Consider the following 22,125-nt stretch of genomic DNA (forward strand, 5'->3'; position numbering starts at 1 on the left):
GCTAACCAACCGACGATGAAATCAGGTTAGGCTAACCTCATGCATAGTGGTGAGTCCAGAGGGCGAATCGTTGTCGTCACCGGCGCCCGCGGGGGAATCGGCGCCGCGATCGCCGCCCGTTTCGCCGGCGAAGCGGGAGTTCTCTCGCTCTGGGACCGCGACCCCGCCGTCCACAAGGTCGCAGCCCAACTGTCGGCACGATCCGCTCATGGCGTCGAACTGGATGTCAGCGACGGCGCCGAAGTACAGGCCGCATTCGACCGTCTCACCACGGAATTCGGAACACCCGATGTCGTCGTGCACGCGGCCGGGCTCATGGTCGGCGGCTCGGCACTCGACCTCGACCCACGGGAGTGGGCGCGCTGCCTGACCGTCAATGCCACCGGCACGATGCTGGTCACCCAGCGCGCGGCCGCCGAGATGGTCCGCGCCGGTCGCGGCGCGATCGTGGTCGTCTCCTCGAACGCGGCCGCCACGCCACGCGTCGGAATGGCCGCCTACGGCGCCGCCAAGGCCGCCGCCACCGCGTTCACCCGCTCGCTGGCCCTGCAAGTCGCGCCGCTCGGCGTGCGGGTGAACCTGGTCTCGCCCGGTTCCACCGATACCCCGATGCTGCGTGAGATGTTCGGCGGCACCGTCGACGACGCGGCCGAGAATGCGCTGCTCGATGGCGACCCGAGTGTCTACCGCCTCGGAATTCCGTTGCGCCGCATCGCCACTCCCGCCGATATCGCGGGCTCAGTCCACTTCCTGGCGTCCGAGGACGCCCGCCACATCACGATGCACGACCTGCGGGTCGACGGTGGCGCAACGCTCGACATGTGACCGAGAGGAATGATCACCATCAGTACCGACAGCTCAGACCCCGCTTTCCTGCTGTCCCGTCCGCAGCGGACCGTGTCCGCCACCGCGGGCGGGACCGTCTTCCGCTCGGCACACGACGCGATCACCGCACTGCGCAGCGGCCGGATCAGCCGCATCGTCGGCGCGCTACCGTTCACCCCCGGCGCGCCGACCGCGCTGTGGGCGCCGGACTCGGTGACGATCACCGAGGCGCCGCACCGACCCGGTTCGCGGGCGCTCCCCCGCTTCGAACTCGATGCCGCGCTGCCCGCGCCGGAGGAACACCGCCGGCGCGTCGCCACCGCTGTCGAACTGCTCGGCAATCCCGCGCATCCGTTGCGGAAGGTGGTGCTGGCCCGCGCTGTTCGTGCTCGTGCGGCGAAACCCGTTCGAGCACTGGACATCCTGAATTCGATGGTCGCCTCGGATCCGATGTCCAACGGGTTCCTGGTCGACCTCTCCGCCGCCGGCGGGCGCTATCCCGGCGGTCATCTGGTCGGCTCCAGCCCTGAGATCCTGGTACGCCGCAACGGAAGTCAGGTTCTGAGCCACCCCCTGGCGGGCTCGGCCCGGCGAATCCTCGACGACAGCAGCGCCGACCGCGCCGCTGCCGACGCACTGCTCGCCTCCACCAAAGACCATGCCGAACACCGCTTCGTGACCGACCAGGTCTCCGCCGTGCTGCGCGACCGCTGCGCCGAAGTACACACTCCCGCACCAGAACTCATGGCCACGCCGGCGATGTGGCATCTGGGCACGCCGATCACCGCGACGGTCCCGCTCGCCGGACCATCGGCACTGGAGTTGGCAGTGGCACTGCACCCGACCCCCGCGATCTGCGGCACACCCACCGCGGCGGCCGCCCGGCTGATCGCCGAACTCGAGGGCGAACGCGGTTTCTACGCGGGCGCGGTCGGCTGGTGCGATGCCGACGGCAACGGGGAGTGGATGGTGAGCATCCGCTGCGCCGAACTGTCCGCCGACGGCACCACCCTGCTCGCCCACGCGGGCGGCGGGATCGTCGCCGCCTCCGACCCCACCGCCGAATTGGCCGAGACCACCGGCAAATTCCAGCGCATCCTCGGGCCGCTCGGTATCGCCGACCTGCCCGTCACCGTCGGCTGACCCCGCCGACCCCAACGCCCAACGGAGACTCCCCCATGCCCATTCCCCCGATCGCGCCCTATCCCATGCCGACCGCGGACGAATTCACCGCCGATCAGGTCGACTGGACCGCCGATGCAGGCCGTAGCGCACTGCTGATCCACGACATGCAGCAGTACTTCCTCGACGCCTACGACCTCTACCGCGATCCCGCGCGCACCCTCATCGCCAACATCGCCACCCTGCGTGATCACTGCCACCGGTTCGACATCCCGGTCATCTACACGATGCAGCCCGGCGACCAGCATCCGTCGCGACGCGGGATACTCGCCGAATTCTGGGGCACCGGCATGTCCGAGGGCGCCGACACCGAGGTGATCAACGCCATCGCCCCCGACCCACAGGACATCCAGGTCACCAAGTGGCGCTACTCCGCCTTCCAACGCACTGATCTGCGTGAGCTACTCGGCTACTACGGTCGCGATCAACTCCTCATCACCGGCGTCTACACCCACATGGGCTGCATGCTCAGCGCCGCGGAAGCGTTCATGGGCGACGTGCGCCCCTTCCTCGTCCACGATGCCACCGCCGACTTCAGCCGCGACGAACACATCATGGCGCTGAACTACGTCGCCCGCCGCTGCGGTGCCGTCACCAGCACCGACGATCTGATCCGTCAGCTCGGCACCACGAAGGTGGATTCCACCGAACGCCGATCCGCCTGATCGGCACCGACCGAAGGCCCTGCCGTTCCACCGAACGGCAGGGCTTTTGCCCGCCGAATCTCCTTAGCCTGGAGTTCATCGTGCGACGACCGTCGGCGGCCTGCTGATCTAGCGCGCCGACGAAGCCCAAGTGGCCGACACTCGCTGGTCGCCGACGCCATCACCGGCGCGGGCCTCCTCGCCGGAGTGGGTGATCGGGATCTTGGGAAACGCGTGGGCGTGGTGGCGCCCGATCCAGGTCAGCAGCTCCTCGCGGACCGCGCAGCGCAGGTCCCACGCATCGTCGGCATCGGCGGCCGACATCGTCGCGCGGACGACGATGTCGGTCGGCGTGCTGTCGGTGACCACGAGATTCCAGCTGCGGCCGTCCCATTCCCGGCAGTCGCGCAGGTAGGTGCGCAGGTGCTCGCGCAGCGCGGGCACGGGGGTGCTGTGGTCGAGGTGCAGCAGGACCGTACCGGTGACCTGCGAGCCGCCCCGCGACCAGTTCTCGTAGGGCTTGCTGTTGAAGTAGGACACCGGCATGGTGAGCCTGCGGTCGTCCCAGATCCGCACGGTCAGGAAGGTCAGGGTGATCTCCTCGACCGTGCCCCACTCCCCTTCCACGACAACGGTATCGCCGATCTTGACCGAGTCGCCGAAGGCGATCTGCAGTCCGGCCATGAGATTGCTCAACGTCGACTGGGCGGCGACACCGACGATGATGCCGATCACGCCCGCCGAGGCCAACATCGACGTGCCGAGGGTCCGCAGACTCGGGAACAGCAGCATGATGGCCACCGCGGCGGTGGTGACAACCAGCACCGAGGTGACGATGCGGCGCACCAGTCCGAACTGGGTGCGCAACTGACGTACGCGCGAAATCTCGCCGGCGCGTTGGGCATAGCGACCCAGCAGGCTGTCGGCGACCACATCGGTGGCGCGGATGACCAACCACACCGCGGCGATGATGGCCGCCGTCGCCAGGAAGTTCCGGATCACCCCGTCCTGGCGCAGGTCGAGTTCGGCAAGCGGGTAGACCGCGTGCAACGTGCCCGTGCCGAGCAGCACCTGAAGCGGCAGTTGCAGTCGCCGCAGCGACGGCAGATGGACGCCGGGACTGCGGCGCGCCGCGTAGCGCAGCAGACGCTCTACCAGCAGACCCACCGAAACCGTGATCGCCACCGTACCGAGCAGCACGATGATCGGCCGTAATATCTCCTCCACGAGATCGAACTCCTCTCGTTGTCGGCTCGCTTCTGCTGCGGCATACCCACTCCCACTCCCGACAGACATGACCGTCTGATGGCGAGTCCCGGTCGGCACAACGACAAGAGGCTCCGCTGTTCGACGAGAACAGCGGAGCCTCTTGCGGATGTATTCGGCTGTCTTACAGCGCTTTCAGTTCCTCGGTGACCGCACCGACGGACTTCTTCGCATCACCGAACAGCATCGAGGTGTGATCGGCGTAGAACAGCGGGTTGTCGATGCCGGCGAAGCCGGAGTTCATCGAGCGCTTGAGCACGATGACGCTCTTGGCCTGGTCGACGTTGAGCACCGGCATGCCGTAGATGGGGCTGGACTTGTCGTCGCGGGCCGCCGGGTTGGTGACGTCGTTGGCGCCGATGACCAGAACCACATCGGTACGGTTGAACTCACCGTTGATGTCGTCCATTTCCTTCATCGCGTCGTAGGACACCTCGGCCTCGGCCAGCAGCACGTTCATGTGACCGGGCATACGACCGGCGACCGGGTGGATCGCGTACTTGACCTCGACGCCCTTGGCCTCGAGCAGCAGCGCCATCTCCTTGACCGCGTGCTGGGCCTGGGCCACGGCCATGCCGTAGCCGGGAACCACGATCACCTGGTTGGCGTAGGCCATCTGGATCGCGGCGTCGGCGGCGGAGGTCGCCTTCGCGGTCTTGGCCTCACCGTCACCCGAACCCGCCACCGCGCCGCCGCCACCGAAGCCACCGGCCACGATCGCGGGAATGGAGCGGTTCATGGCCTTGGCCATCAGGTTGGTGAGGATGGTGCCCGAGGCGCCGACGATCATGCCCGCGACGATCATCGCGGTGTTGTTCAGCGCCAGACCCGCGGCCGCGGCCGACAGACCGGTGAGCGCGTTGAGCAGCGAGATGACGACCGGCATGTCCGCGCCGCCGATGGGCAGCACGACCATCAGGCCGAGCACACCGGCGAGCACGAGCAGACCGATCATCCACAGCTGCGAGACGCCACCGTTGTCGGCGCCGAGGCCGATCACGACGGCGCACACGATCGCGCCGACGAGCAGGATCAGGTTCAGCGGCTGCTGCAGGCGGCCGACGCTGATCGGCTTGCCGGACAGGAGTTCCTGCAGCTTCGCGAAGGCGATGATCGAGCCCCAGAAGGAGATCGAGCCGATCACCGCGGCGAACAGCGAACCGATGATGATGTGAATGGTCGGGGTTTCGTGCAGCTCGGAAAAGCCCGCGCTGTCGACGAATTCGGCCCACGCGATCAACGCGACGGTGCCGCCACCGACGCCGTTGAACGCCGCGACCAGCTGCGGCATCTCGGTCATCTTGGTGCGGATGGCGGGCGGAACACCCAGTGCCACACCGACGATCAGGCCGGCGGCGATGAGAATCCAGTTGAGCAGGGCGGCGTGGCGCACCGAGATCAAGGTGGCGACCACCGCGATACCCATACCGACAGCGGCGATCTGGTTGCCGCGCACGGCGGTCTTCGGGCCGGTCAGACCCATCAGGCCGTAGATGAACATGGAGAAGGCCACGATGTAGAGGCCGTTGACCAGGTAGGTCATATTGTCGACTGCGTGCATCACTCGGCCGCCTTCTTCTTACCCTTGAACATGCCGAGCATGCGGTCGGTGACCACGAAGCCACCGATGACGTTCAATGTTCCGAACACCACAGCGACGAACAGGATCACCTGCACCAGCAGCGAGGGGTCCTTCACATTGCCCAGGGTCACCAGCGCGCCGAGCACGACGATGCCGTGAATGGCGTTGGTGCCCGACATCAGCGGGGTGTGCAGGGTGTTGGGGACCTTGGAGATCACCGCGAAGCCGACGAAGCCGGACAGCACGAGGATCGCGATATTGGCGAGAAGTTCGGTGTACATCAGGCTTCCACCTCACGGGTGACACAGGAATCCGCCAGGACCTGATCTTCGAAGTCGGGGGCGAGCTTGCCGTCGACCAGCATCAGTTCCAGCAGCGCCGAGATGTTCTTCGAGTACAGCTCGGAAGCGTGCTCGGGCATCGTGGCGGGCAGGTTCAGCGGCGAGGCGATGGTCACCTCGTGCTTGACGACGACCTCGCCGGGCTCGGTGAGCTCGCAGTTGCCACCGGTCTCACCGGCCAGGTCGACGATCACGCTGCCCGGCTTCATGCCCTCGACAGCGGCGGCGGTGACCAGGCGCGGTGCGGGACGACCCGGCACCAGCGCGGTGGTGATCACGACGTCGAAGCTCTTGATGGCGTCTTCGAGCGCCTGCTGCTGCTGGGCCTTCTCCTCGTCGGTGAGTTCGCGGGCGTACCCGCCTTCACCGGCGGCGTCGATTCCCAGATCCAGCCACTGCGCACCGACCGAGCGCACCTGATCGGCGACCTCGGGACGCACGTCGTACCCGGTGGTCCGCCCGCCCAGACGCTTGGCCGTGGCCAGCGCCTGCAGACCGGCCACACCGACACCGAGCACCAGCACGGTGGCCGGCTTGACGGTGCCCGCCGCGGTGGTGAGCATCGGGAAGAACCGGGTCGACTCCGACGCGGCGAGCAGCACGGCCTTGTAACCGGCCACGTTCGCCTGCGAGGACAGCGCGTCCATCACCTGCGCGCGCGAGATACGCGGAATCGCCTCGACGGCGAAGGCCTGCACACCGGCGGACTTCAGCGCACCGATCTGATTCTCGGCATTGCGCGGCGCCAGGAAACCGATCAGGGTCTGCCCGGAGGACAGCTTGGCCACCTCGGCATCGCTGGGCGGGGCGACCTTGACGACGACCTCGGCCGACCACGGGTCACCGATGGTCGCACCGGCCTCTACATAGGCAGCGTCGGGAATGAGAGCGCCGAGGCCGGCACCGGCTTCCACGATCACCTCGACACCCTGCTTGGACAGGGCGGGGATGATCTTGGGCACCAATGCGACTCGCCGCTCACCCGGGCCGGATTCGCGAACGACTCCGACCCGCGCTCCGCGCGGCGAACCCTCGCCCACGTTTTGCGTTGTCTCCACTAGTCAGACTTCCTTTTCGTGCTGGCTTCGAGCCTGGGAACAACGGGGCGCCGAAGTTACCTGTGAGTAAGTTCGACTGAAATCCTCGCCACTGTACTCGGCTCGCGGTGAGCCTAGCCGAGATGCCCGTCACAACGGAGAACTGGACTGACGACCACAAAACGGACACCCCCGACCTGATCACCTCTGACAACGGCCTCCCGACCCGATAGACACCGGTCGGCGCGTGCGCCCGGATTCGTCGCCGCAGGTGGGACACACAAGACCACAGGTCCGCGCTGATCACTCACCGCGACGCCCGAGCACCGCCGCATCACACGGAACGTGACGCGGGTCATGATGACGGACCGTTCGGGCTGTCGCGCGACCCAGATCACACCGTAGGGTCGAGGCCGTGAACGACTGCGCCTTCTGTTCGATCGTGACGGGTGCCGCACCGGCAACCATGGTCTACTCCGACGACGCCGTGTGCGCGTTCCTCGACATCCGTCCCATCACCCGCGGCCATACCCTGATCGTTCCCAGGGTCCACGCGACCGAGCTCGACGATCTCGATCCCGAACTCGGCGCACAGATCTTTCGCACCGGCCACCGTCTCGCCCGCGCCCTGCGCGTGAGCGGGCTCGCGAGCGACGGGGCCAATCTCATCCTCAACGACGGCATCGCCGCGTTCCAGACCGTCGGCCACGTCCACCTGCACGTGGTCCCTCGCAAACACGGTGACAAACTCACCTTCGCCAAGGGTTTCCTGCTGCGTCGTCCGCACGAACCGAATTCGACCGCAGCGGCGATCCGCGCGGGCCTCACCGCGCTCGACCAGAGCGATGCAGAAGGAGCACAGGGATGAACCGGACGCCGGGCCGCGAGCAACTCACCGATCTACTCGCGGAGCAGTGGGAAGCCATCGCGTTGCTGGTCGCCGACCTCGACGAAAAGGCTTGGCGCCGAACGTCTCCGCTGCCCGGCTGGACCCTGTTCGATGTTGTCGCGCACGTGATCGGCACCGAGTCCTGGCTGCTCGGCGAGACGCCGCCGCCGCATGATCCGTTGCGCCCCAAGGCCGATGTGCGAACGCTGCCGCATGTGCGCAACGAAGTGGCCGTGCTCAACGAGATCTGGGTCGATCGGTTGCGCCCGCTGTCGGGCAAGCGCCTGCTCGCGCTGTTCGACGAGACCACCGAGCGTCGCCGGGCCGCGCTGGCCGCCATGGACGACGAGGCCTGGCAGGCCTCGACCGTCTCGCCGGTCGGGCAGGTGCCCTATGGGCGCTTCATGCGGGTGCGGCTGTTCGATTGCTGGATGCACGAACTCGACCTCGCCGACGGGATCGGCCGCAGCGTGCCAGAGGGTGGCGCGCGAGCCGAGACCGCGTTCGCCGAACTGACCATCGGCCTGGGCCGCGCGGTGGTGAAAGGCGCCAAAGCGCCGGATGGTTCGCTGATCACTCTCGATCTGACCGGGCCGGTGACCAGGCAGGTACATCTGTCGGTAGCGGGTGGGCGCGGCACGGTTCTCGACGAGATCTCCGGCGAGCCGACTACCCTGCTCCGGTTGGACTCCGGGCTCTTCGCGCGGCTGCGCGGAGGGCGTACAACGGCTGATCGGCACCCCGGCGAGGTGGTCGTCGAGGGCGATACGGCGCTCGGTGAGCGACTCGTGCGGAATCTGGCGTTCACCATCTGATGCGACTTTTCCTGGCGTCGTACAGGTTCGGCGGTTTCGCCGATCGGCTCGTCGGGCTCGTCGGTGCGCCGGGGCGGGTGGCGGTGATTCCGAACGCGTGTGACGCGTGGCCGGACGCCTGGTCGTCGGCGGTGACGAGCGATGTGAAACCGCTGGAACAGCAGGGTTATTCGCCGGAAGTGCTGGATCTGCGCGAGTACGTGGGACAACCGGATCGGCTGGAACGGCATCTGCGCGGGTTCCCCATGGTCTGGGTTCGCGGTGGCAATACTTTCGTCCTGCGCGCGCAATTCGCCCGCAGCGGTGCGGATTCGGTGTTTGCCACCCTGTTGCGCGAAGACGCGCTGGTCTACGCGGGCTACAGCGCGGGCGCGTGCCTGCTCGGACCCGATCTGCACGGACTGGAAACCATGGATGACCCCGCCGAGGTCCGGCCCGCCACCGGTATCGAACCACTGTGGGACGGACTGGGTGTGGTGGATCGTCGGCTGGTGGTCCACCTGGACTCTCCCACCGACCCGGACGGCGACTCCGCCGCGATGCTGGCCCACTGCGTCGCCGAGCAGATCCCGCATTGGGCACTCACCGACGACGACGTGGTCCTGGTCGACGGCGATCGGACCGAGGTACTCAGGGGCTGAGCCTCACGCCGCGGTCACCGCCGGTGCGCGGCGGAAGACGATCCAGCGCATCGCGCAGTACATGTACACGGCCTCACAACCGCCCGCGAGCAGCCTGGCCAGGTGGTATTCCAGGCCGAGCGCGGTGAGACCGGAGCCGACGCCGAGGATGAACGCCAGGTAGTTCACCAGGACGACGACCACATACACCGCGGCCTGCTTGCCCATCGGCGCATGGGAGTGGAAGTTGAAGGTGCGGTTGAGCAGGAAGCTCAGCCCGAACGCGACGATGTAGGCGAGGGTGATCGACAGCCAGATCGGCAGGCCGAGCCCGCTGTGCAGCAGGGTGAGCAGCAGCAGGTCGACACCGAAGGTGAAGCTGTTGATCAGCGCGAAGCCGAGGAATGTCGCGGGCACATAGCGGTCGAGGCCCCACGGCAGCCGGGCCACGACCGCCTCGCACCACCGGGTGAATCGGTCGGCCACCGACTCGGTGACACTCGCCTGATGCTCCACGCGGCCAGCCTGCCAGCGGCAGATGAAGCCAGGGTGAGCAACCGGCAAACGGGCGGGCCGCGCAGCTAGCGGCTGACCGCCGCGAACGGGCGAGTATCGAACGAGGCCCATGCGGCGAGACAGCGGCGGCGGGTGAGCTCGTCGGCCTCGGCGAGCAGGGCGTCACGCAGCAGCGCGGGGTCGGCGCTCCAGCGCGCGGCGATCTCGGCCATCGCGCGGACGTCGAACATCCCGGTCGATTCCAGCGCGGACAGCCATTCCTGATGGACGCCGGTGTGGACACAACGCATCGCCTCGGTGTCGAGGCCCGCGTCGGCGAACTCCGCGGCCAGCAGAGCACCCACCAGCTCGCTGCGGTCCTGCGGTTGTTTCATCATCGCCAGTCCTCCCTACGAAAAGCGGTGCGGCGCAACGGCGTCGCATGATCGATGCGCGCGGAGCGCACCCGTGGAGCAGAACTCGAAACACGCTGGGCGGCGAGGCGATTCACCATCGAACACACCCGGTACGGGCATTGTGACGGATTGGACGGCGTATACACCAACGGGGCGCGCCAGATCACATCGATGCGGAGATTTCCTTGTTCGGGCCCACATCACATCTGGTCGATCACCCGGGCGATGTTCGCGTGACTCCCTGGTGCGCGATCGACCAGGACGAACTGCCCGCGGCGGAGGGGGTGTGCGGGTTAGCGTGAACACGTGGACGAGCCCAGCGGTGACCTCGATTCGTTGATTTCGGCGCTGTCGGACGGGGCGGTCGTCATCGACCCCGATCTGCTGGCGGGCTACCGGCAGGACTGGGCGCGCGATCCCGATGCGGGCACGCCGCTGGCGGTGGTGCGGGCGCGCACTACCGCCGACGTCGCCGCCACGCTGCGGTGGGCGCACGCGAACAAGGTGCCGGTCGTGCCGCGCGGGGCCGGGACGGGTTTGTCCGGCGGAGCGACCGCGGTGGACGGCGGGATCGTGCTCACTACCGAGTTGATGCGCGAGATCGACGTCGACACGGTGACCCGGATCGCGGTGGTGCAGCCAGGGCTGCTCAATGCCGAGGTGAAGCGGGCCGTCGCCGCGGTCGGTCTGTGGTACCCGCCGGACCCGTCCTCGTTCGAGATCTGCTCGATCGGTGGCAACGCGGCGACCAACGCGGGCGGGCTGTGCTGCGTGAAATACGGCGTGACCACCGACTATGTGCTCGGCATGGAAGTGGTGCTCGCCGATGGGACCGTGGTGCGGCTCGGCGGGCCGCGACTCAAGGATTCGGCCGGGCTGTCGCTGACCAAACTGTTCGTCGGGAGCGAGGGCACGCTCGGCGTGATCACCGAGCTCACGCTGCGGCTACTGCCCGCGCAGCCGCCGCAGTCGACCGTCGTCGCGAGTTTCGGCTCGCTCACCGCGGCGACCGACGCGATCCTGGCGATCACCTCGACACTGCGGCCCGCCATGCTCGAATTCATGGATACCGTGGCGATCAACGCGGTCGAGGACGAGATGCGGATGGGGTTGGACCGCACCGCCGCCGCCCTGCTCGTCGCCCGCTCCGACGCACCGGGCGAATACGCCGGGCAGGAAGCGCAATTGATGGTGGGGCTGTGCGAGAAAGCCGGGGCGACAGAGGTTTTCCACACCGCCGATGCCACCGAAGGTGAAGCGTTCACCGCCGCAAGACGATTCGCGATTCCCGCGGTGGAGAAGATCGGGCCGCTGCTACTCGAAGACGTCGGCGTGCCGCTCCCCCGCCTCGGCGATCTGATCGCCGGGGTCACCGCGATCGGTGAACGCAACGACGTGCTCGTGTCGGTCATCGCGCACGCGGGCGACGGCAACACCCACCCGCTGATCGTGCACGATCCCACCGACCCCGACAACACCGCCCGCGCCCACCGCGCCTTCGGTGAGATCATGGACTTGGCCATCGCCCTCGGCGGCACCATCACCGGCGAACACGGCGTCGGCCGGTTGAAAAAGGCCTGGCTCCCCAACCAGGTCGGCCCCGACGTCATGGCCCTGACCCGCCGCATCAAGGACGCCCTCGACCCCGAAGGCATCCTCAACCCCGGCGCGGTCCTCTGACCGGGTTAGCATCTCCAGGCATGACCACCAGGCTCGAGCACAACGTCGACGACACCCGCTACGAGATCTACCACGACGATGTCCTCGCGGGATACGCCGACTACGCCGAACGCGAGGACCCCAAGGTCCGCGACTTCCACCACACCATGACCTTCCCCGAATTCCGGGGCCGGGGAGTAGCGGCCGAGGTCGTGAAATACGGCCTCGATGACTCCCGCGAACACGGCTACCAGATCATCCCCACCTGCTGGTACGTCGAGAAGTACATCGCCGAACACCCCGAATACGCCGAACTCGTCCCGTAATCCGACGCGGTCATCGCGTCTCGTTTTCGGTGCTGCCGGCCACATTCGTATTGTGAACCGAACTGACCCACCAACTGTCGTCCTGTTCCGTGAAAACCCATGTTCCGCGGTTGGTTACGGAGAAATTCGACGTCCGCAGTGTCTGTTCGACATTGACGATCGCATGCCCTCCGGCAAGCAAACGCGCGGCAAGGATCTTGTAGTTCGCTTCGGCATCCGGGATGTTCCGCAACGCGGTGAGATGGTAGGCGTGCAGCTCATCCCAGCCTACGAAGACAGCGCCCGCCGGATTGATGAAAACCACGTCGTCGGTGAAGACGCTGTCGAAGGCGTCGGCATCCTTCGCCGCGAGTGCGGCTTCGAGACTGTGGAACACCTTGGTGATCGTGGCTAGAACGAGGTCCTGATCCGTTGCGACGACGGCGGCCTTCGGGCGCGCGCTCTGCGCATCGACAGTCATCGTTCCAACATACGTATTCCGTCTGCTATAGGTACGAATCCGCTTGTCTCCGCACAGCAATCGACCGGGTGTTCCGGCCTACCACCCGCACGGCCTGGCCGAGGGGAAGTAGGCGAAGTGGAACACCCGGTCGGTGCGGGAATCAGCCCTTGAGCAGGTTACGAGCCATCACCAGACGCTGGATCTGGTTGGTGCCCTCGTAGATCTGGGTGATCTTCGCGTCGCGCATCATGCGCTCGACCGGGAAGTCGGTGGTGTAGCCGGCGCCGCCGAAGAGCTGGACGGCGTTGGTGGTGACTTCCATGGCCACGTCCGAGGCGAAGCACTTGGCGGCGGCGGAGATGAAGCCGAGGTTCTTCTCGCCACGCTCGGCGCGGGCGGCCGAGGTGTAGACCATCAGGCGCGCGGCTTCGATCTTCATGGCCATGTCGGCCAGCATGAACTCGGTGTTCTGGAAGCTGGCGATGGTCTTGCCGAACTGCTTGCGATCCTTGGTGTAGGCGATCGCGGCGTCGAGCGCGCCCTGGGCCAGGCCGACGGCCTGCGCGCCGATGGTCGGGCGGGTGTGGTCGAGGGTCTGCAGCGCGGTCTTGAAACCGGTGCCGGGCTCGCCGACGATGCGGTCGCCGGGGATGCGGCAGTTCTCGAAGTACAGCTCGGCGGTGGGCGAACCCTTGATGCCCAGCTTGTGCTCGAGCGGGCCGACCACGAAGCCCTCGTCGTCCTTGTGGACCAGGAACGAGGAGATGCCGTTGGCGCCCTTGTCGGCGTCGGTCACGGCCATCACGGTGTACCAGGAGGACTTGCCGCCGTTGGTGATCCAGCACTTGGAGCCGTTGAGGATCCAGTCGTCGCCGTCGGCCTTGGCGCGGGTGCGCATGGCGGCGGCGTCGGAGCCTGCCTCACGCTCGGACAGCGCGTAGGAGGCCATCTCGCCGTTGACGATGTCGGCGAGGACCTTGGCCTTGAGCTCTTCGGAGCCGTTGAGGATCAGGCCCATGGTGCCGAGCTTGTTCACAGCGGGGATCAGCGAGGAGGAGCCACAGACGCGGGCGACTTCCTCGATCACGATACAAGTGGCGACCGAGTCGGCGCCCTGGCCGCCGTAGGCCTCCGGCACGTGTACGGCATTGAAGCCCGCGGCGTTGAGCGCGGTGAGCGCCTCCTCGGGAAAACGGGCGTTGCCGTCGACGTCCTTGGCGTAAGGAGCGATCTCCTTCTCCGCGAGGCCGCGGATGGCACCGCGCAGCTCGTCGTGGAAGTCCTCGAGCTTGAACAGGTCGAAATCGGGGTTTCCAGCCATCGGGGGCACACTCCTGGTCGTGGTCGTGATCGCTGCGACGATGCTCACAGCGCGTGGCGCGTCGGCACGCAGTGCCAATCTACCGAGGATTATACGCCCGGCACTCTATCGCTACATGCGGATATATGGGTGGCACTCAGTGTCACCGCTACGCGCACCGGCGTGAGCGGCGCTCACAGGTTACCGAGGCGGGCGGTGAGCAGATCGGCCACCTTGCGTGGCGGCATGTCGCGGGGGAACACCGCGAGCACCAGCTCGTCCGGCTCGGTCTGCACGCGTCTGCCGCGCGGGATCATGGCCAGTTCGGTGCGCAGATCCGCCACCGCGGCCCCCGATTCGCCACGAACCATCCGACGCAGCAAGTAGTTGTGCGTGGCGGTGACCGCAGCGGTGTACTGCACCCGGGCGAGGTCGGGCACCTCCGGCAATCGGCCGCGCAGGAACTCGGTGAACAGCCGCTCGTACCGGAACACCGTGACGATCTCGCGCTCACGCAACGCGGGCACCCGCCGCACCACCTGATACCGCCGCGCCGCGATGTCACGCCACTGCGTGAACCGCTCGAACACCCCGATCACGGCCTCGCATATCGCTTCCCACGGATCACCCCCCGCCCCTTCGAGGAACTCCTGCGCCGAGGCCAGCTGGAACTCGTGATCGGCGAAGATCACATCCTCTTTGGACCGGAACTGCCGAAAGAACGTCCGCCGCGAGATCCCCGCCGCCACCGCGATCTCATCCACCGTCGTCGCCTCGTACCCCCGCTCGGCGAACAACCGCAACGCCTGATCAACCACCGTAAGCCGAAACTGCGCCGCGTCATCGTGTGCCACGGGGGTCAACCGTAGTCACTGCCATGCGGCGGGATTCAGGCAGGCGAACGCGGCGGCGACTGCGCGGTGAACGCGGCGACAGGTCGGGCCATCCCGCCGACGACCTGGTCAGGCGACCTACCTCATGCGCCACCCTGACGAGGAGATCATTCCGGTCACCGGCGAGATCGGTAGTGACGAGGCGCGGGCGCTGCCTCGGGAAGCTGTCAGTCTGCTGGCGTTCATCTCGGCGCAAGCGTCAGCACCAGATATGGCCGCGAGCGAGGTTGGTCGAGGCCGTAGCCGCATTGCGCGAGGGGCGTTGCGGTTCTCGAGTTCTGAGCGTCCCGCCCGCCAGGTCGCTGACGGGCGCACGTCATCTCAGCCGAGGAGTTTGTTGCGCAGGGCCTCGTCCTTGTCGAGGACCATTTGCTCGAGGCCGGTCTGGAACTGCTCCATGCGGGTGCGCAGTGCTGGGTCGGCGGCGGCGAGGATGCGGACGGCGAGTAGGCCCGCGTTGCGGGCGCCGCCGATGGAGACGGTGGCGACCGGGACGCCTGCGGGCATCTGGACGATCGAGAGCAGTGAGTCCATGCCGTCGAGGTATTTCAGGGGGACGGGGACGCCGATGACCGGGAGGGGGGTGGCCGAGGCGACCATGCCAGGGAGGTGGGCGGCGCCGCCCGCGCCCGCGATGATCACCTGCAGGCCGCGACCGGCCGCTTCGCGGGCGTAGTCGAGCATGCGCTGGGGAGTGCGGTGGGCGGAGACGACGCCGACCTCGAAGCGGATGCCGAATTCGGCGAGTGCCTCGGCGGCGGCTTCCATGGTGGGCCAGTCGGAGTCGCTGCCCATGATCAGGCCGACCTGGGGTCCGTTGGTGCTCACGTGGGTTCCTTAAGTGGTCGAAAGCGTTGTGGTGGAAACGGTTTCACGCCCCGTGCGGGTCCCAACCATCGGTCCAGACGGCGTGCGACATCCAGTGCGCGGCCCGCTCGGCCTTGTCGCGCACCTCGGTGACATCGTCGCCGAGGATGTTGATGTGGCCGATCTTGCGGTCGGGGCGCTCGCCCTTGCCGTAGAGGTGAACCTTGGCCTCCGGCAGGCGGGCGAACAGGTGGTGCAGGCGTTCGTCCATCGACATCTCGGGCGCTTGCGCCGCACCGAGGATGTTCGCCATCACCGTCACCGGCGCGAGGGGGCTGGTGTCGCCGAGCGGGTAGTCCAGGACCGCGCGCAGGTGCTGCTCGAACTGGCCCGTGCGGGCACCGTCCATGCCCCAGTGACCGGAGTTGTGCGGGCGCATCGCGAGCTCGTTCACCAGGAGTTCGCCGTCGTGGGTTTCGAACAGCTCGACAGCCATGACACCCACCACACCGAGACCGGCGGCCAGCTCCAGCGCCATGGTCTCGGCACGTGCGGCCAGGTCCTCGTCCAGATCCTGGGCGGGGGCGATCACCACGGCGCATTGACCGTTGCGCTGCACGGTCTCCACGACCGGCCACGTCGCGGCCTGCCCGAACGGCGAACGCGCGACCATCGCCGACAGCTCACGCTTCAAGTCGACCTTCGACTCGGCCAGCAACTGCACACCGTGTGCGAGCTGGTCGGTGACCAGCCGGGTGGCCTCGGCGGCATCGGCGGGCATCCAGACGCCGCGGCCGTCGTAACCGCCGCGCACGGCCTTCAGCACGAACGGCCAGCCGTGCTCGTCGCCGAACGCCACCGCCTCCGCGGGCGCGTTCACCTCGACGAACGCGGGCACCGGCAGACCGAGCGAGGACAGCTTCGTCCGCATGGCCAGCTTGTCTTGGGCGAAGATCAGCGCCTGCGGCGGCGGCGCCACGTTCACGCCCTCGGCGACCAGCACGTCCAGGTGCTCGGTCGGCACGTGCTCGTGGTCGAAGGTCAACGCGTGCGAGCCGTTGGCGGCTCTGCGCAGCGCCGACAGGTCGTTGTGGCTGCCGAACACGACGTCGGGGGTGACCTGGGCGGCCGGGTCGTCGGGCCGCTCGGCGAGCACCCGTAGACGCTGGCCGAGGGCGATCGCGGCCTGGTGCGTCATGCGCGCGAGCTGGCCTCCACCGACCATCGTGACGGTGGGCATGGCTGACGGATCGAATGAACGTGCACTCACGTTGTGCAATGCTGTCATGTCGAATGCGAATGTTCGCGACCGGTACACTCAGAACTCGTGTCAATCGTCGACGACGTGGTCAGCGTCCTTCCCCCGCGCCTTCGCGAAACCGCGATCAGGCATAAAGAGCTGATCAAGTTCGCCATCGTCGGGGCGACGACGTTCGTGATCGACAGCGGCCTGTTCTACCTTCTGAAATGGACAGTTCTCTCGGATAAGCCGATCACCGCCAAGATCATCTCGGGCGTGGTGGCGGTAATCGCGTCTTACGTCCTCAACCGAGAATGGTCATTCAAGAACCGGGGCGGGCGAGATAAGCATCACGAGGCACTGCTGTTCTTCGGGGTGAGCGGGATCGGGGTGATCCTGAGCAATATCCCCTTGTGGATCTCGATCTATGTGCTCGATCTGCGCGAACCCCATGTGAGCTTCCTCGTCGAGAACATCGCCGATTTCGTCAGCGCTTTCGTGATCGGCAATCTGCTGCAGATGGCGTTCCGGTTCTGGGCGATGCGGCGCTGGGTGTTCCCCGACGAGATCGACGACATCGTCGCCGAACTCGAGGTCCTGGTCGAAGGGGAACAGGAACCTCTCGGCCAGAGCTGAGTCAGCGCGGCTCGGTCAGCGTCGCGTTCTGCGGTCGGTTGAGCTTGGAACCGAGGAACACCGCGAACAGCGCTGGACGACGACGCTGCAGCTCGAGACGACCACCGTCGGCCTCGACCAGCGCGCGGGCCAGCGCGAGACCCACGCCGGTCGACCCGCCCGCGGAGAAACCACGATCGAAGATGTGCGGTGCGAGTTCATCGCGCACCCCCTCGCCCTCGTCGGACACTTCCACACAGATCAGCGGGTCGCGCGAACTCATCGTCGGGACCGTGCGCACCGAGATCGTGCAGGTGCCCGCGCCGTGCATCAGGGCATTGTCGACCAGCACCGCGACGGCCTCGCGCAACCGCGAACCGGTGATCGGGGCCTGCAGGGATTCGTCGCCGAGCAGGAGCAGTTCGCGTCCGGTCTCGTGGAACGGATGGGTCCACTCGGTGACGACACCGCGCAATTCCGCCATCACCGGGACCGGATCGCGGTCGGTGGCGTCTTCGTCGCGGGAGGCGCGGACCAGGTCGTCGATGGCCTCGGTGAGCCGGTCGACCTGCGCCATCGCCTCTTCTGCCTCGTGAACCACCTCGGGGTCGGCGTGGGTGGACAACTCGTCCAGACGCAATCGAACGGCGGTCAGGCGGCTGCGTAGCTGGTGGGAAACGTCGGCCACCAGCGCGTGCTCGCGTTGCAGGCGGCCCGCGATCTCGACGGTCGCCGAATCGAGCACATCGGAAACCCGGTCGAGTTCGGCGATGCCGTGGCGGCGGGGATCGGGCCGGAAGTCGCCCATCGCCAGCCGGGCGGCCCTCGCGGCCACATCGCGCAGCGGATCGGCGACCCGCCGCGCGGTCACCACGGCGACCGAGAATGCCGCCCCGAGTGAGGCGAGCACGGCCAGCGCCACCGCGGCCACCGCCTGCTCCTGCCTCGAATGCATCGGCCCGGCGGGCACCTCGAGCCGCAGCGAACCGGAGGTGCCCATCGACAGCGATTCGACCAGCGGATCGGTGACCTCCCCGACACCGACATCGGTGCGCGCGGCATTGTCGTCCGGGGTGGGATAGACGATCGTGAGCTTGCCGCCCTCGGGGACCAACGCGCTCATGGCGCGTATGTCGAGGCCGTCGTGGACGGTCCCGTCGACGCGTTCCTGGGCGATCACCTCGGTCGAGATCCGTTCCAGGCGACTCTGCAGATCGTTGCGGGTGATGTCTTCGACCCACAGCCAGGCGGTGTAGATCAACGGCACGCCGAGCACCACCGTGGTGATGGTCAGCACGGTCAGGATCGAACGCAGGATGCGACGTCGCACGGCCCGTCAGCCTCGGTGCGAGGTGGGTCCGTCGGTATTGAGCCGGAACCCGACACCGCGCACGGTGACGATGCGACGCTCGGCCATCGGGCCCTCGTCGCCGATCTTGCGACGCAACCAGGACATGTGCATGTCGAGTGTCTTGGAACCGCGCAGGTCGGCATCGCCCCAGACCTCGCGCAGGATGGTCTCGCGCGCCACCACCTGACCGGCCCGGTCGATGAGCACCTTGAGCAGCTCGTATTCCTTGTTGGCCAGGTTCACCTCGGCCCCGTTGACCAGTACGCGCCGCGCGGCGGGTTCGAGCCGGATGGCGCCGACCTCCACGGCGTCGTCACCGATTCCGCTGCGCCGCAACAGAGCTCGCACGCGGGCCAGCAGCTCGGCCAGGCGGAACGGTTTGCCCACGTAGTCGTCGGCGCCCGCGTCGAGGCCGACGACGAAGTCGACCTCGTCGGTGCGGGCGGTGAGCATCAGCACCGCTAGGTCGGCGCCGCTCGCGCGCACCTGCCGACACACCTCCAGCCCGTCCATGCCGGGCAGGCCGAGGTCGAGGATCAGCAGGTCGTGGTTGCCCTCGAGCGCGCGGCGCAACACCGCCGGACCGAAGCGCTCGACGGTGACGGTGTAGCCCTCACGCCCCAGTGCACGCGACAGGGGTGCGGCGATCGCCTCGTCGTCTTCGGCCAGCAGTACAGCGGTCATCTGCACAGGTTATGCGAAACCTCCGCCCGCGCTCCGGCCATGCGCAGCTGAGGAACGCTGCGCGTCGGCTCACCGGTATCCGCCACCCCAGTGCTGCTCGTTGGCGGAACGTCCCGCCTCGAACACCTGGTGATAGAGCAGCGAGTGGACCTGCTGCACCTGGGGCACGTCGTCGTATTCGAGCGGCTCCTCCGACGAGGAACCGATGATCAGCGTGCCGGTGCCGAGCGCCCGGTCGAGGAGACCGTGGCGGAACTGCACACTGGAGATGCGGCTGAGCGGGATATCGATGCCGGTATGGGTGAGCACGCCCTGGCGCACCAGCACCCGCCGTCCGGTGACGATGAAATGCGTCGACTTCCAGGCGATCACGCGCGCGACGACCCGCCAGGCGATCAGCCCGAGCCAGGCGAGGCCGAGCAGGATCAGCAGCACAGTGCGGACGTGACCGGTGGTATTGCGCCAAGCCAAGCCGCCGAGGAAACCGGCGACCGCGGTCCCGACGATAAGAGTGACGATGGGCCACACCAACATTTTCCAATGTGGGTGGCGGTGCAGGATCAACTGCTCGTCGGGCGCGAGGACATCCTCCGGGTAACCCATGATGTGACAGTACCGCGCTGGCACACCGCATTTCTCGATGCCACGGCCGAGGCGATACTGTGGATTACACGCTAGATGCCAGGTTTTGCCCATATCTGCTTGCTCGACACCGACAGTGGAGGCACGCGTGACCGAAGATCTGACTCAGCTCGAAATCCTCACGGCCCTCGAACCAGTGGCCGAACAGAACCTCAACCGGCACCTTTCCATCGCCAAGGACTGGAATCCGCACGATTACGTTCCGTGGGAGGAAGGCCGCAATTTCGCCGCCATGGGCGGAAGCGATTGGGAGCCATCACAATCGAGGCTCACCGAGGTCGCCAAGGCGGCGATGATCACCAATCTGCTCACCGAGGACAACCTGCCGTCCTATCACCGCGAGATCGCCGAGAACTTCTCGCTCGACGGCGCGTGGGGCACCTGGGTGGGCCGCTGGACCGCCGAGGAGAACCGCCACGGCATCGTGATCCGCGACTATCTCGTCGTCACCCGCGGCGTCGACCCGGTGGCGCTGGAAGAAGCGCGGATGGTCCACATGACTCAGGGCGCGCACGCACCGGCGAACTGGGGTGGATTCCTGGTCAACGTCGCGTATGTGACGTTCCAGGAACTGGCCACCCGGGTGAGCCACCGCAATACCGGCCGCGTGTGCGACGACCCGGTCGCCGACAAGATGCTGGCCCGCGTCGCCACCGACGAGAACCTGCACATGATCTTCTATCGCAACCTGTGCGCGGCGGCTCTCGATCTCGCGCCGGACCAGGCGATGCCCGCGATCACCAAGGTGCTCACCAACTTCCAGATGCCGGGCGCGGGCATGCCCAACTGGCGGCGCAACGGCGTGCTGATGGCCAAGCACGGCATCTACGACCTGCGCCAGCACCTCGACGAGGTGGTGCGTCCGGTGCTCAAGCAGTGGAATGTCTTCGAGCGCAACGACTTCGGTGCGCGCGGTGAGGCCGCGCGCGATGAACTCGCACTGTTCATCGACAAGTTGGAGAAGGACGTCCTGCGGTTCGAGGAGCAGCGCGACCGGTTGCTCGCGCGCGAGCGCGAGGTGGCCGAGCGTGCGACGGCGGGTTCGGCCGCACGCTGACCCTGTGCCGGCGACGGGCCCGGTTCGGGCCCGTCGTCAGTACTGTCCGCGCAGGTGGGACACATCGCCCGCCGACACAGCCCGCTCGCCGATGAGCAGCCGTCCGGTGTCGTCGACGCCGGAGGCCACCCCGGTGAGCACCGTCCCGCCGGGCAGTTCGGCGCGCACCTCGATCCCGATGGTGGCGCACCGCTCGCGATATTCGGCCACCAGATCGGCGGTTTCCCAGCCTGCCCGCTCCCACGTGGTGAAGCGGCGCGCGAACTCGGTCAGGATCGCCGCGACCAGCGCGGTACGGTCGATGTCTCGCGCACCGGCCAGAGCAAGCGAAGTCGCGTGCGCGACAGGCAGTTCCGACTCGTCGAGGTCGACATTCATCCCGATGCCGACCACGACCGCGGGCGAGATCCCGGTCGTGGCGACCTCGGCCAGGATGCCCGCGAGCTTGCGGCCGTCGAGCAGAACATCGTTGGGCCACTTCAATTCCGGCGAGACCCCGGCCGTGCCGCGCAGCGCGTCGACCACCGCGATGCCGGTGAGCAACGGCAGCCAGCCGAGGGCGGTGGGGTCGATGCCGGACAGGCGAACCAGGATCGACAGCGAGATCTGCGCACGGGGCGGACTCACCCAGGCGCGGGCATGTCGGCCGCGACCGCTCACCTGTTCCTCGGCGAGCAGCGCCTGACGGTCGGCGGACGGGTCGGCGGCGCGGGCGACCAGATCGGCATTGGTCGATCCGGTCGATTCGACCACATCGATCCGGTCGTAGAACGACAGTCCCTGCGAGCTGCGCAGACCCTGTACATCGATGGGTGCCCTGTTCATTCTCGGCACGTTACTGGAGTTCTCTGTGAACGATCATGACCACACGGAATAGGCGCTGTGGGCGCAGCCCATCATCAGACCGCGCATGGCCGGAGCGAATGCGAAGGTACGCCTAGCTGGGGTTTCTCTACTGGCCGGTAAGCGAGACTGCCGTGGTGCGCGACGGTGTCAC

Annotated in this window: 25 protein-coding genes; 10 read left to right on the forward strand and 15 right to left on the reverse strand. The window is 67.2% G+C overall.

Annotation, left to right across the window (positions count from 1 at the left end; genetic code table 11):
• Window positions 1-39: 39 nt before the first annotated feature.
• The 3 genes from ASD42_RS17550 to ASD42_RS17560 are packed head-to-tail and all read left to right on the forward strand — an operon-like array spanning window position 40 to window position 2,672.
• Window positions 40-825 carry an SDR family oxidoreductase gene (locus ASD42_RS17550; protein ID WP_056818006.1) on the forward strand — a complete coding sequence of 262 codons (786 nt, stop codon included), beginning with the start codon at window positions 40-42 and terminating at the stop codon, window positions 823-825.
• Between the two features lie 9 nt (window positions 826-834).
• On the forward strand, window positions 835-1,968 hold the full coding sequence (locus ASD42_RS17555; protein WP_056818008.1) for an isochorismate synthase: 1,134 nt from the start codon (window positions 835-837) through the stop codon (window positions 1,966-1,968).
• A 35-nt stretch (window positions 1,969-2,003) separates the two neighbouring features.
• Window positions 2,004-2,672, forward strand: coding sequence for an isochorismatase family protein (locus ASD42_RS17560; RefSeq protein ID WP_056818010.1), 669 nt, complete (start codon window positions 2,004-2,006; stop codon window positions 2,670-2,672).
• A 108-nt stretch (window positions 2,673-2,780) separates the two neighbouring features.
• Here the strand turns inward: ASD42_RS17560 and ASD42_RS17565 are convergent, their stop codons facing one another.
• From ASD42_RS17565 to ASD42_RS17580, 4 genes are all read right to left on the reverse strand, one after another.
• Window positions 2,781-3,878, reverse strand: a complete 1,098-nt coding sequence (locus tag ASD42_RS17565) for a mechanosensitive ion channel family protein (RefSeq protein WP_056818012.1) — start codon at window positions 3,876-3,878, stop codon at window positions 2,781-2,783.
• Between the two features lie 163 nt (window positions 3,879-4,041).
• On the reverse strand, window positions 4,042-5,460 hold the full coding sequence (locus ASD42_RS17570; RefSeq protein ID WP_056818014.1) for an NAD(P)(+) transhydrogenase (Re/Si-specific) subunit beta: 1,419 nt from the start codon (window positions 5,458-5,460) through the stop codon (window positions 4,042-4,044).
• A gap of 17 nt (window positions 5,461-5,477) precedes the next feature.
• On the reverse strand, window positions 5,478-5,780 hold the full coding sequence (locus ASD42_RS17575; RefSeq protein WP_056818017.1) for an NAD(P) transhydrogenase subunit alpha: 303 nt from the start codon (window positions 5,778-5,780) through the stop codon (window positions 5,478-5,480).
• The gene (locus ASD42_RS17580) at window positions 5,780-6,898 is read right to left on the reverse strand and encodes a Re/Si-specific NAD(P)(+) transhydrogenase subunit alpha (RefSeq protein ID WP_056818019.1); all 1,119 of its coding nucleotides are present in this window, start codon (window positions 6,896-6,898) and stop codon (window positions 5,780-5,782) included. The genes ASD42_RS17575 and ASD42_RS17580 overlap by 1 nt, the downstream gene beginning before the upstream one ends.
• Before the next feature lie 394 nt (window positions 6,899-7,292).
• Here ASD42_RS17580 and ASD42_RS17585 point away from each other — a divergent pair, with 394 nt between their 5' ends.
• Genes ASD42_RS17585 through ASD42_RS17595 form a run of 3 tightly spaced genes read left to right on the forward strand, consistent with a single transcriptional unit; the run spans window position 7,293 to window position 9,222 of the window.
• Window positions 7,293-7,745, forward strand: a complete 453-nt coding sequence (locus ASD42_RS17585) for an HIT family protein (RefSeq protein ID WP_056818021.1) — start codon at window positions 7,293-7,295, stop codon at window positions 7,743-7,745.
• Window positions 7,742-8,581, forward strand: coding sequence for a maleylpyruvate isomerase N-terminal domain-containing protein (locus ASD42_RS17590; RefSeq protein ID WP_056818022.1), 840 nt, complete (start codon window positions 7,742-7,744; stop codon window positions 8,579-8,581). Before ASD42_RS17585 ends, ASD42_RS17590 begins: the two co-directional genes overlap by 4 nt.
• On the forward strand, window positions 8,581-9,222 hold the full coding sequence (locus tag ASD42_RS17595) for a Type 1 glutamine amidotransferase-like domain-containing protein (RefSeq protein WP_056818024.1): 642 nt from the start codon (window positions 8,581-8,583) through the stop codon (window positions 9,220-9,222). Before ASD42_RS17590 ends, ASD42_RS17595 begins: the two co-directional genes overlap by 1 nt.
• A 3-nt stretch (window positions 9,223-9,225) precedes the next feature.
• Here the strand turns inward: ASD42_RS17595 and ASD42_RS17600 are convergent, their stop codons facing one another.
• Window positions 9,226-9,717 (reverse strand): GtrA family protein, encoded by a 492-nt coding sequence (locus tag ASD42_RS17600; protein ID WP_056818026.1) that lies wholly within the window; start codon window positions 9,715-9,717, stop codon window positions 9,226-9,228.
• Between the two features lie 65 nt (window positions 9,718-9,782).
• Window positions 9,783-10,094 (reverse strand): hypothetical protein, encoded by a 312-nt coding sequence (locus ASD42_RS17605; protein ID WP_063816124.1) that lies wholly within the window; start codon window positions 10,092-10,094, stop codon window positions 9,783-9,785.
• Between the two features lie 324 nt (window positions 10,095-10,418).
• Here ASD42_RS17605 and ASD42_RS17610 point away from each other — a divergent pair, with 324 nt between their 5' ends.
• Window positions 10,419-11,792 carry an FAD-binding oxidoreductase gene (locus tag ASD42_RS17610; RefSeq protein WP_056818028.1) on the forward strand — a complete coding sequence of 458 codons (1,374 nt, stop codon included), beginning with the start codon at window positions 10,419-10,421 and terminating at the stop codon, window positions 11,790-11,792.
• Window positions 11,793-11,812: 20 nt separating this feature from the next.
• Complete coding sequence (locus ASD42_RS17615) at window positions 11,813-12,097, forward strand: GNAT family N-acetyltransferase (RefSeq protein ID WP_056818029.1); 285 nt, start codon at window positions 11,813-11,815, stop codon at window positions 12,095-12,097.
• A gap of 10 nt (window positions 12,098-12,107) precedes the next feature.
• Here the strand turns inward: ASD42_RS17615 and ASD42_RS17620 are convergent, their stop codons facing one another.
• The 5 genes from ASD42_RS17620 to ASD42_RS17640 form a co-directional block, all read right to left on the reverse strand.
• Window positions 12,108-12,557 carry a YybH family protein gene (locus ASD42_RS17620; RefSeq protein ID WP_056818031.1) on the reverse strand — a complete coding sequence of 150 codons (450 nt, stop codon included), beginning with the start codon at window positions 12,555-12,557 and terminating at the stop codon, window positions 12,108-12,110.
• A gap of 142 nt (window positions 12,558-12,699) precedes the next feature.
• Complete coding sequence (locus tag ASD42_RS17625) at window positions 12,700-13,860, reverse strand: acyl-CoA dehydrogenase (protein WP_056819164.1); 1,161 nt, start codon at window positions 13,858-13,860, stop codon at window positions 12,700-12,702.
• 173 nt (window positions 13,861-14,033) lie between these two features.
• Complete coding sequence (locus tag ASD42_RS17630; RefSeq protein WP_056818033.1) at window positions 14,034-14,693, reverse strand: TetR family transcriptional regulator; 660 nt, start codon at window positions 14,691-14,693, stop codon at window positions 14,034-14,036.
• A gap of 360 nt (window positions 14,694-15,053) precedes the next feature.
• Complete coding sequence (gene purE / locus ASD42_RS17635; protein ID WP_268793531.1) at window positions 15,054-15,560, reverse strand: 5-(carboxyamino)imidazole ribonucleotide mutase; 507 nt, start codon at window positions 15,558-15,560, stop codon at window positions 15,054-15,056.
• Between the two features lie 43 nt (window positions 15,561-15,603).
• Complete coding sequence (locus ASD42_RS17640; protein ID WP_056819168.1) at window positions 15,604-16,827, reverse strand: 5-(carboxyamino)imidazole ribonucleotide synthase; 1,224 nt, start codon at window positions 16,825-16,827, stop codon at window positions 15,604-15,606.
• Between the two features lie 39 nt (window positions 16,828-16,866).
• Between ASD42_RS17640 and ASD42_RS17645 the strand changes: the two genes are divergently transcribed.
• Entirely contained in the window at window positions 16,867-17,415 is a 549-nt protein-coding gene (locus ASD42_RS17645) for a GtrA family protein (RefSeq protein WP_056818035.1), read from the forward strand.
• Window position 17,416: 1 nt separating this feature from the next.
• On the opposite strand, the gene ASD42_RS17650 is transcribed toward ASD42_RS17645, so the two are convergent.
• From ASD42_RS17650 to ASD42_RS17660, 3 genes are all read right to left on the reverse strand, one after another.
• Entirely contained in the window at window positions 17,417-18,724 is a 1,308-nt protein-coding gene (locus ASD42_RS17650; RefSeq protein WP_056818037.1) for a sensor histidine kinase, read from the reverse strand.
• A 6-nt stretch (window positions 18,725-18,730) separates the two neighbouring features.
• On the reverse strand, window positions 18,731-19,429 hold the full coding sequence (locus tag ASD42_RS17655) for a response regulator transcription factor (protein WP_056818039.1): 699 nt from the start codon (window positions 19,427-19,429) through the stop codon (window positions 18,731-18,733).
• Between the two features lie 69 nt (window positions 19,430-19,498).
• Window positions 19,499-20,032, reverse strand: a complete 534-nt coding sequence (locus ASD42_RS17660; RefSeq protein WP_056818042.1) for a PH domain-containing protein — start codon at window positions 20,030-20,032, stop codon at window positions 19,499-19,501.
• 127 nt (window positions 20,033-20,159) lie between these two features.
• On the opposite strand from ASD42_RS17660, the gene ASD42_RS17665 reads away from it, so the two are divergent.
• Complete coding sequence (locus tag ASD42_RS17665) at window positions 20,160-21,128, forward strand: acyl-ACP desaturase (protein WP_056818044.1); 969 nt, start codon at window positions 20,160-20,162, stop codon at window positions 21,126-21,128.
• 36 nt (window positions 21,129-21,164) lie between these two features.
• Here the strand turns inward: ASD42_RS17665 and ASD42_RS17670 are convergent, their stop codons facing one another.
• Window positions 21,165-21,953: a biotin--[acetyl-CoA-carboxylase] ligase gene (locus ASD42_RS17670; protein WP_056818046.1), complete on the reverse strand. Its 789-nt coding sequence runs from the start codon at window positions 21,951-21,953 to the stop codon at window positions 21,165-21,167.
• Window positions 21,954-22,125 lie beyond the last annotated feature (172 nt).

It is taken from the genome of Nocardia sp. Root136 (assembly GCF_001427185.1).
Classification (GTDB): Bacteria; Actinomycetota; Actinomycetes; order Mycobacteriales; family Mycobacteriaceae; genus Nocardia; species Nocardia salmonicida.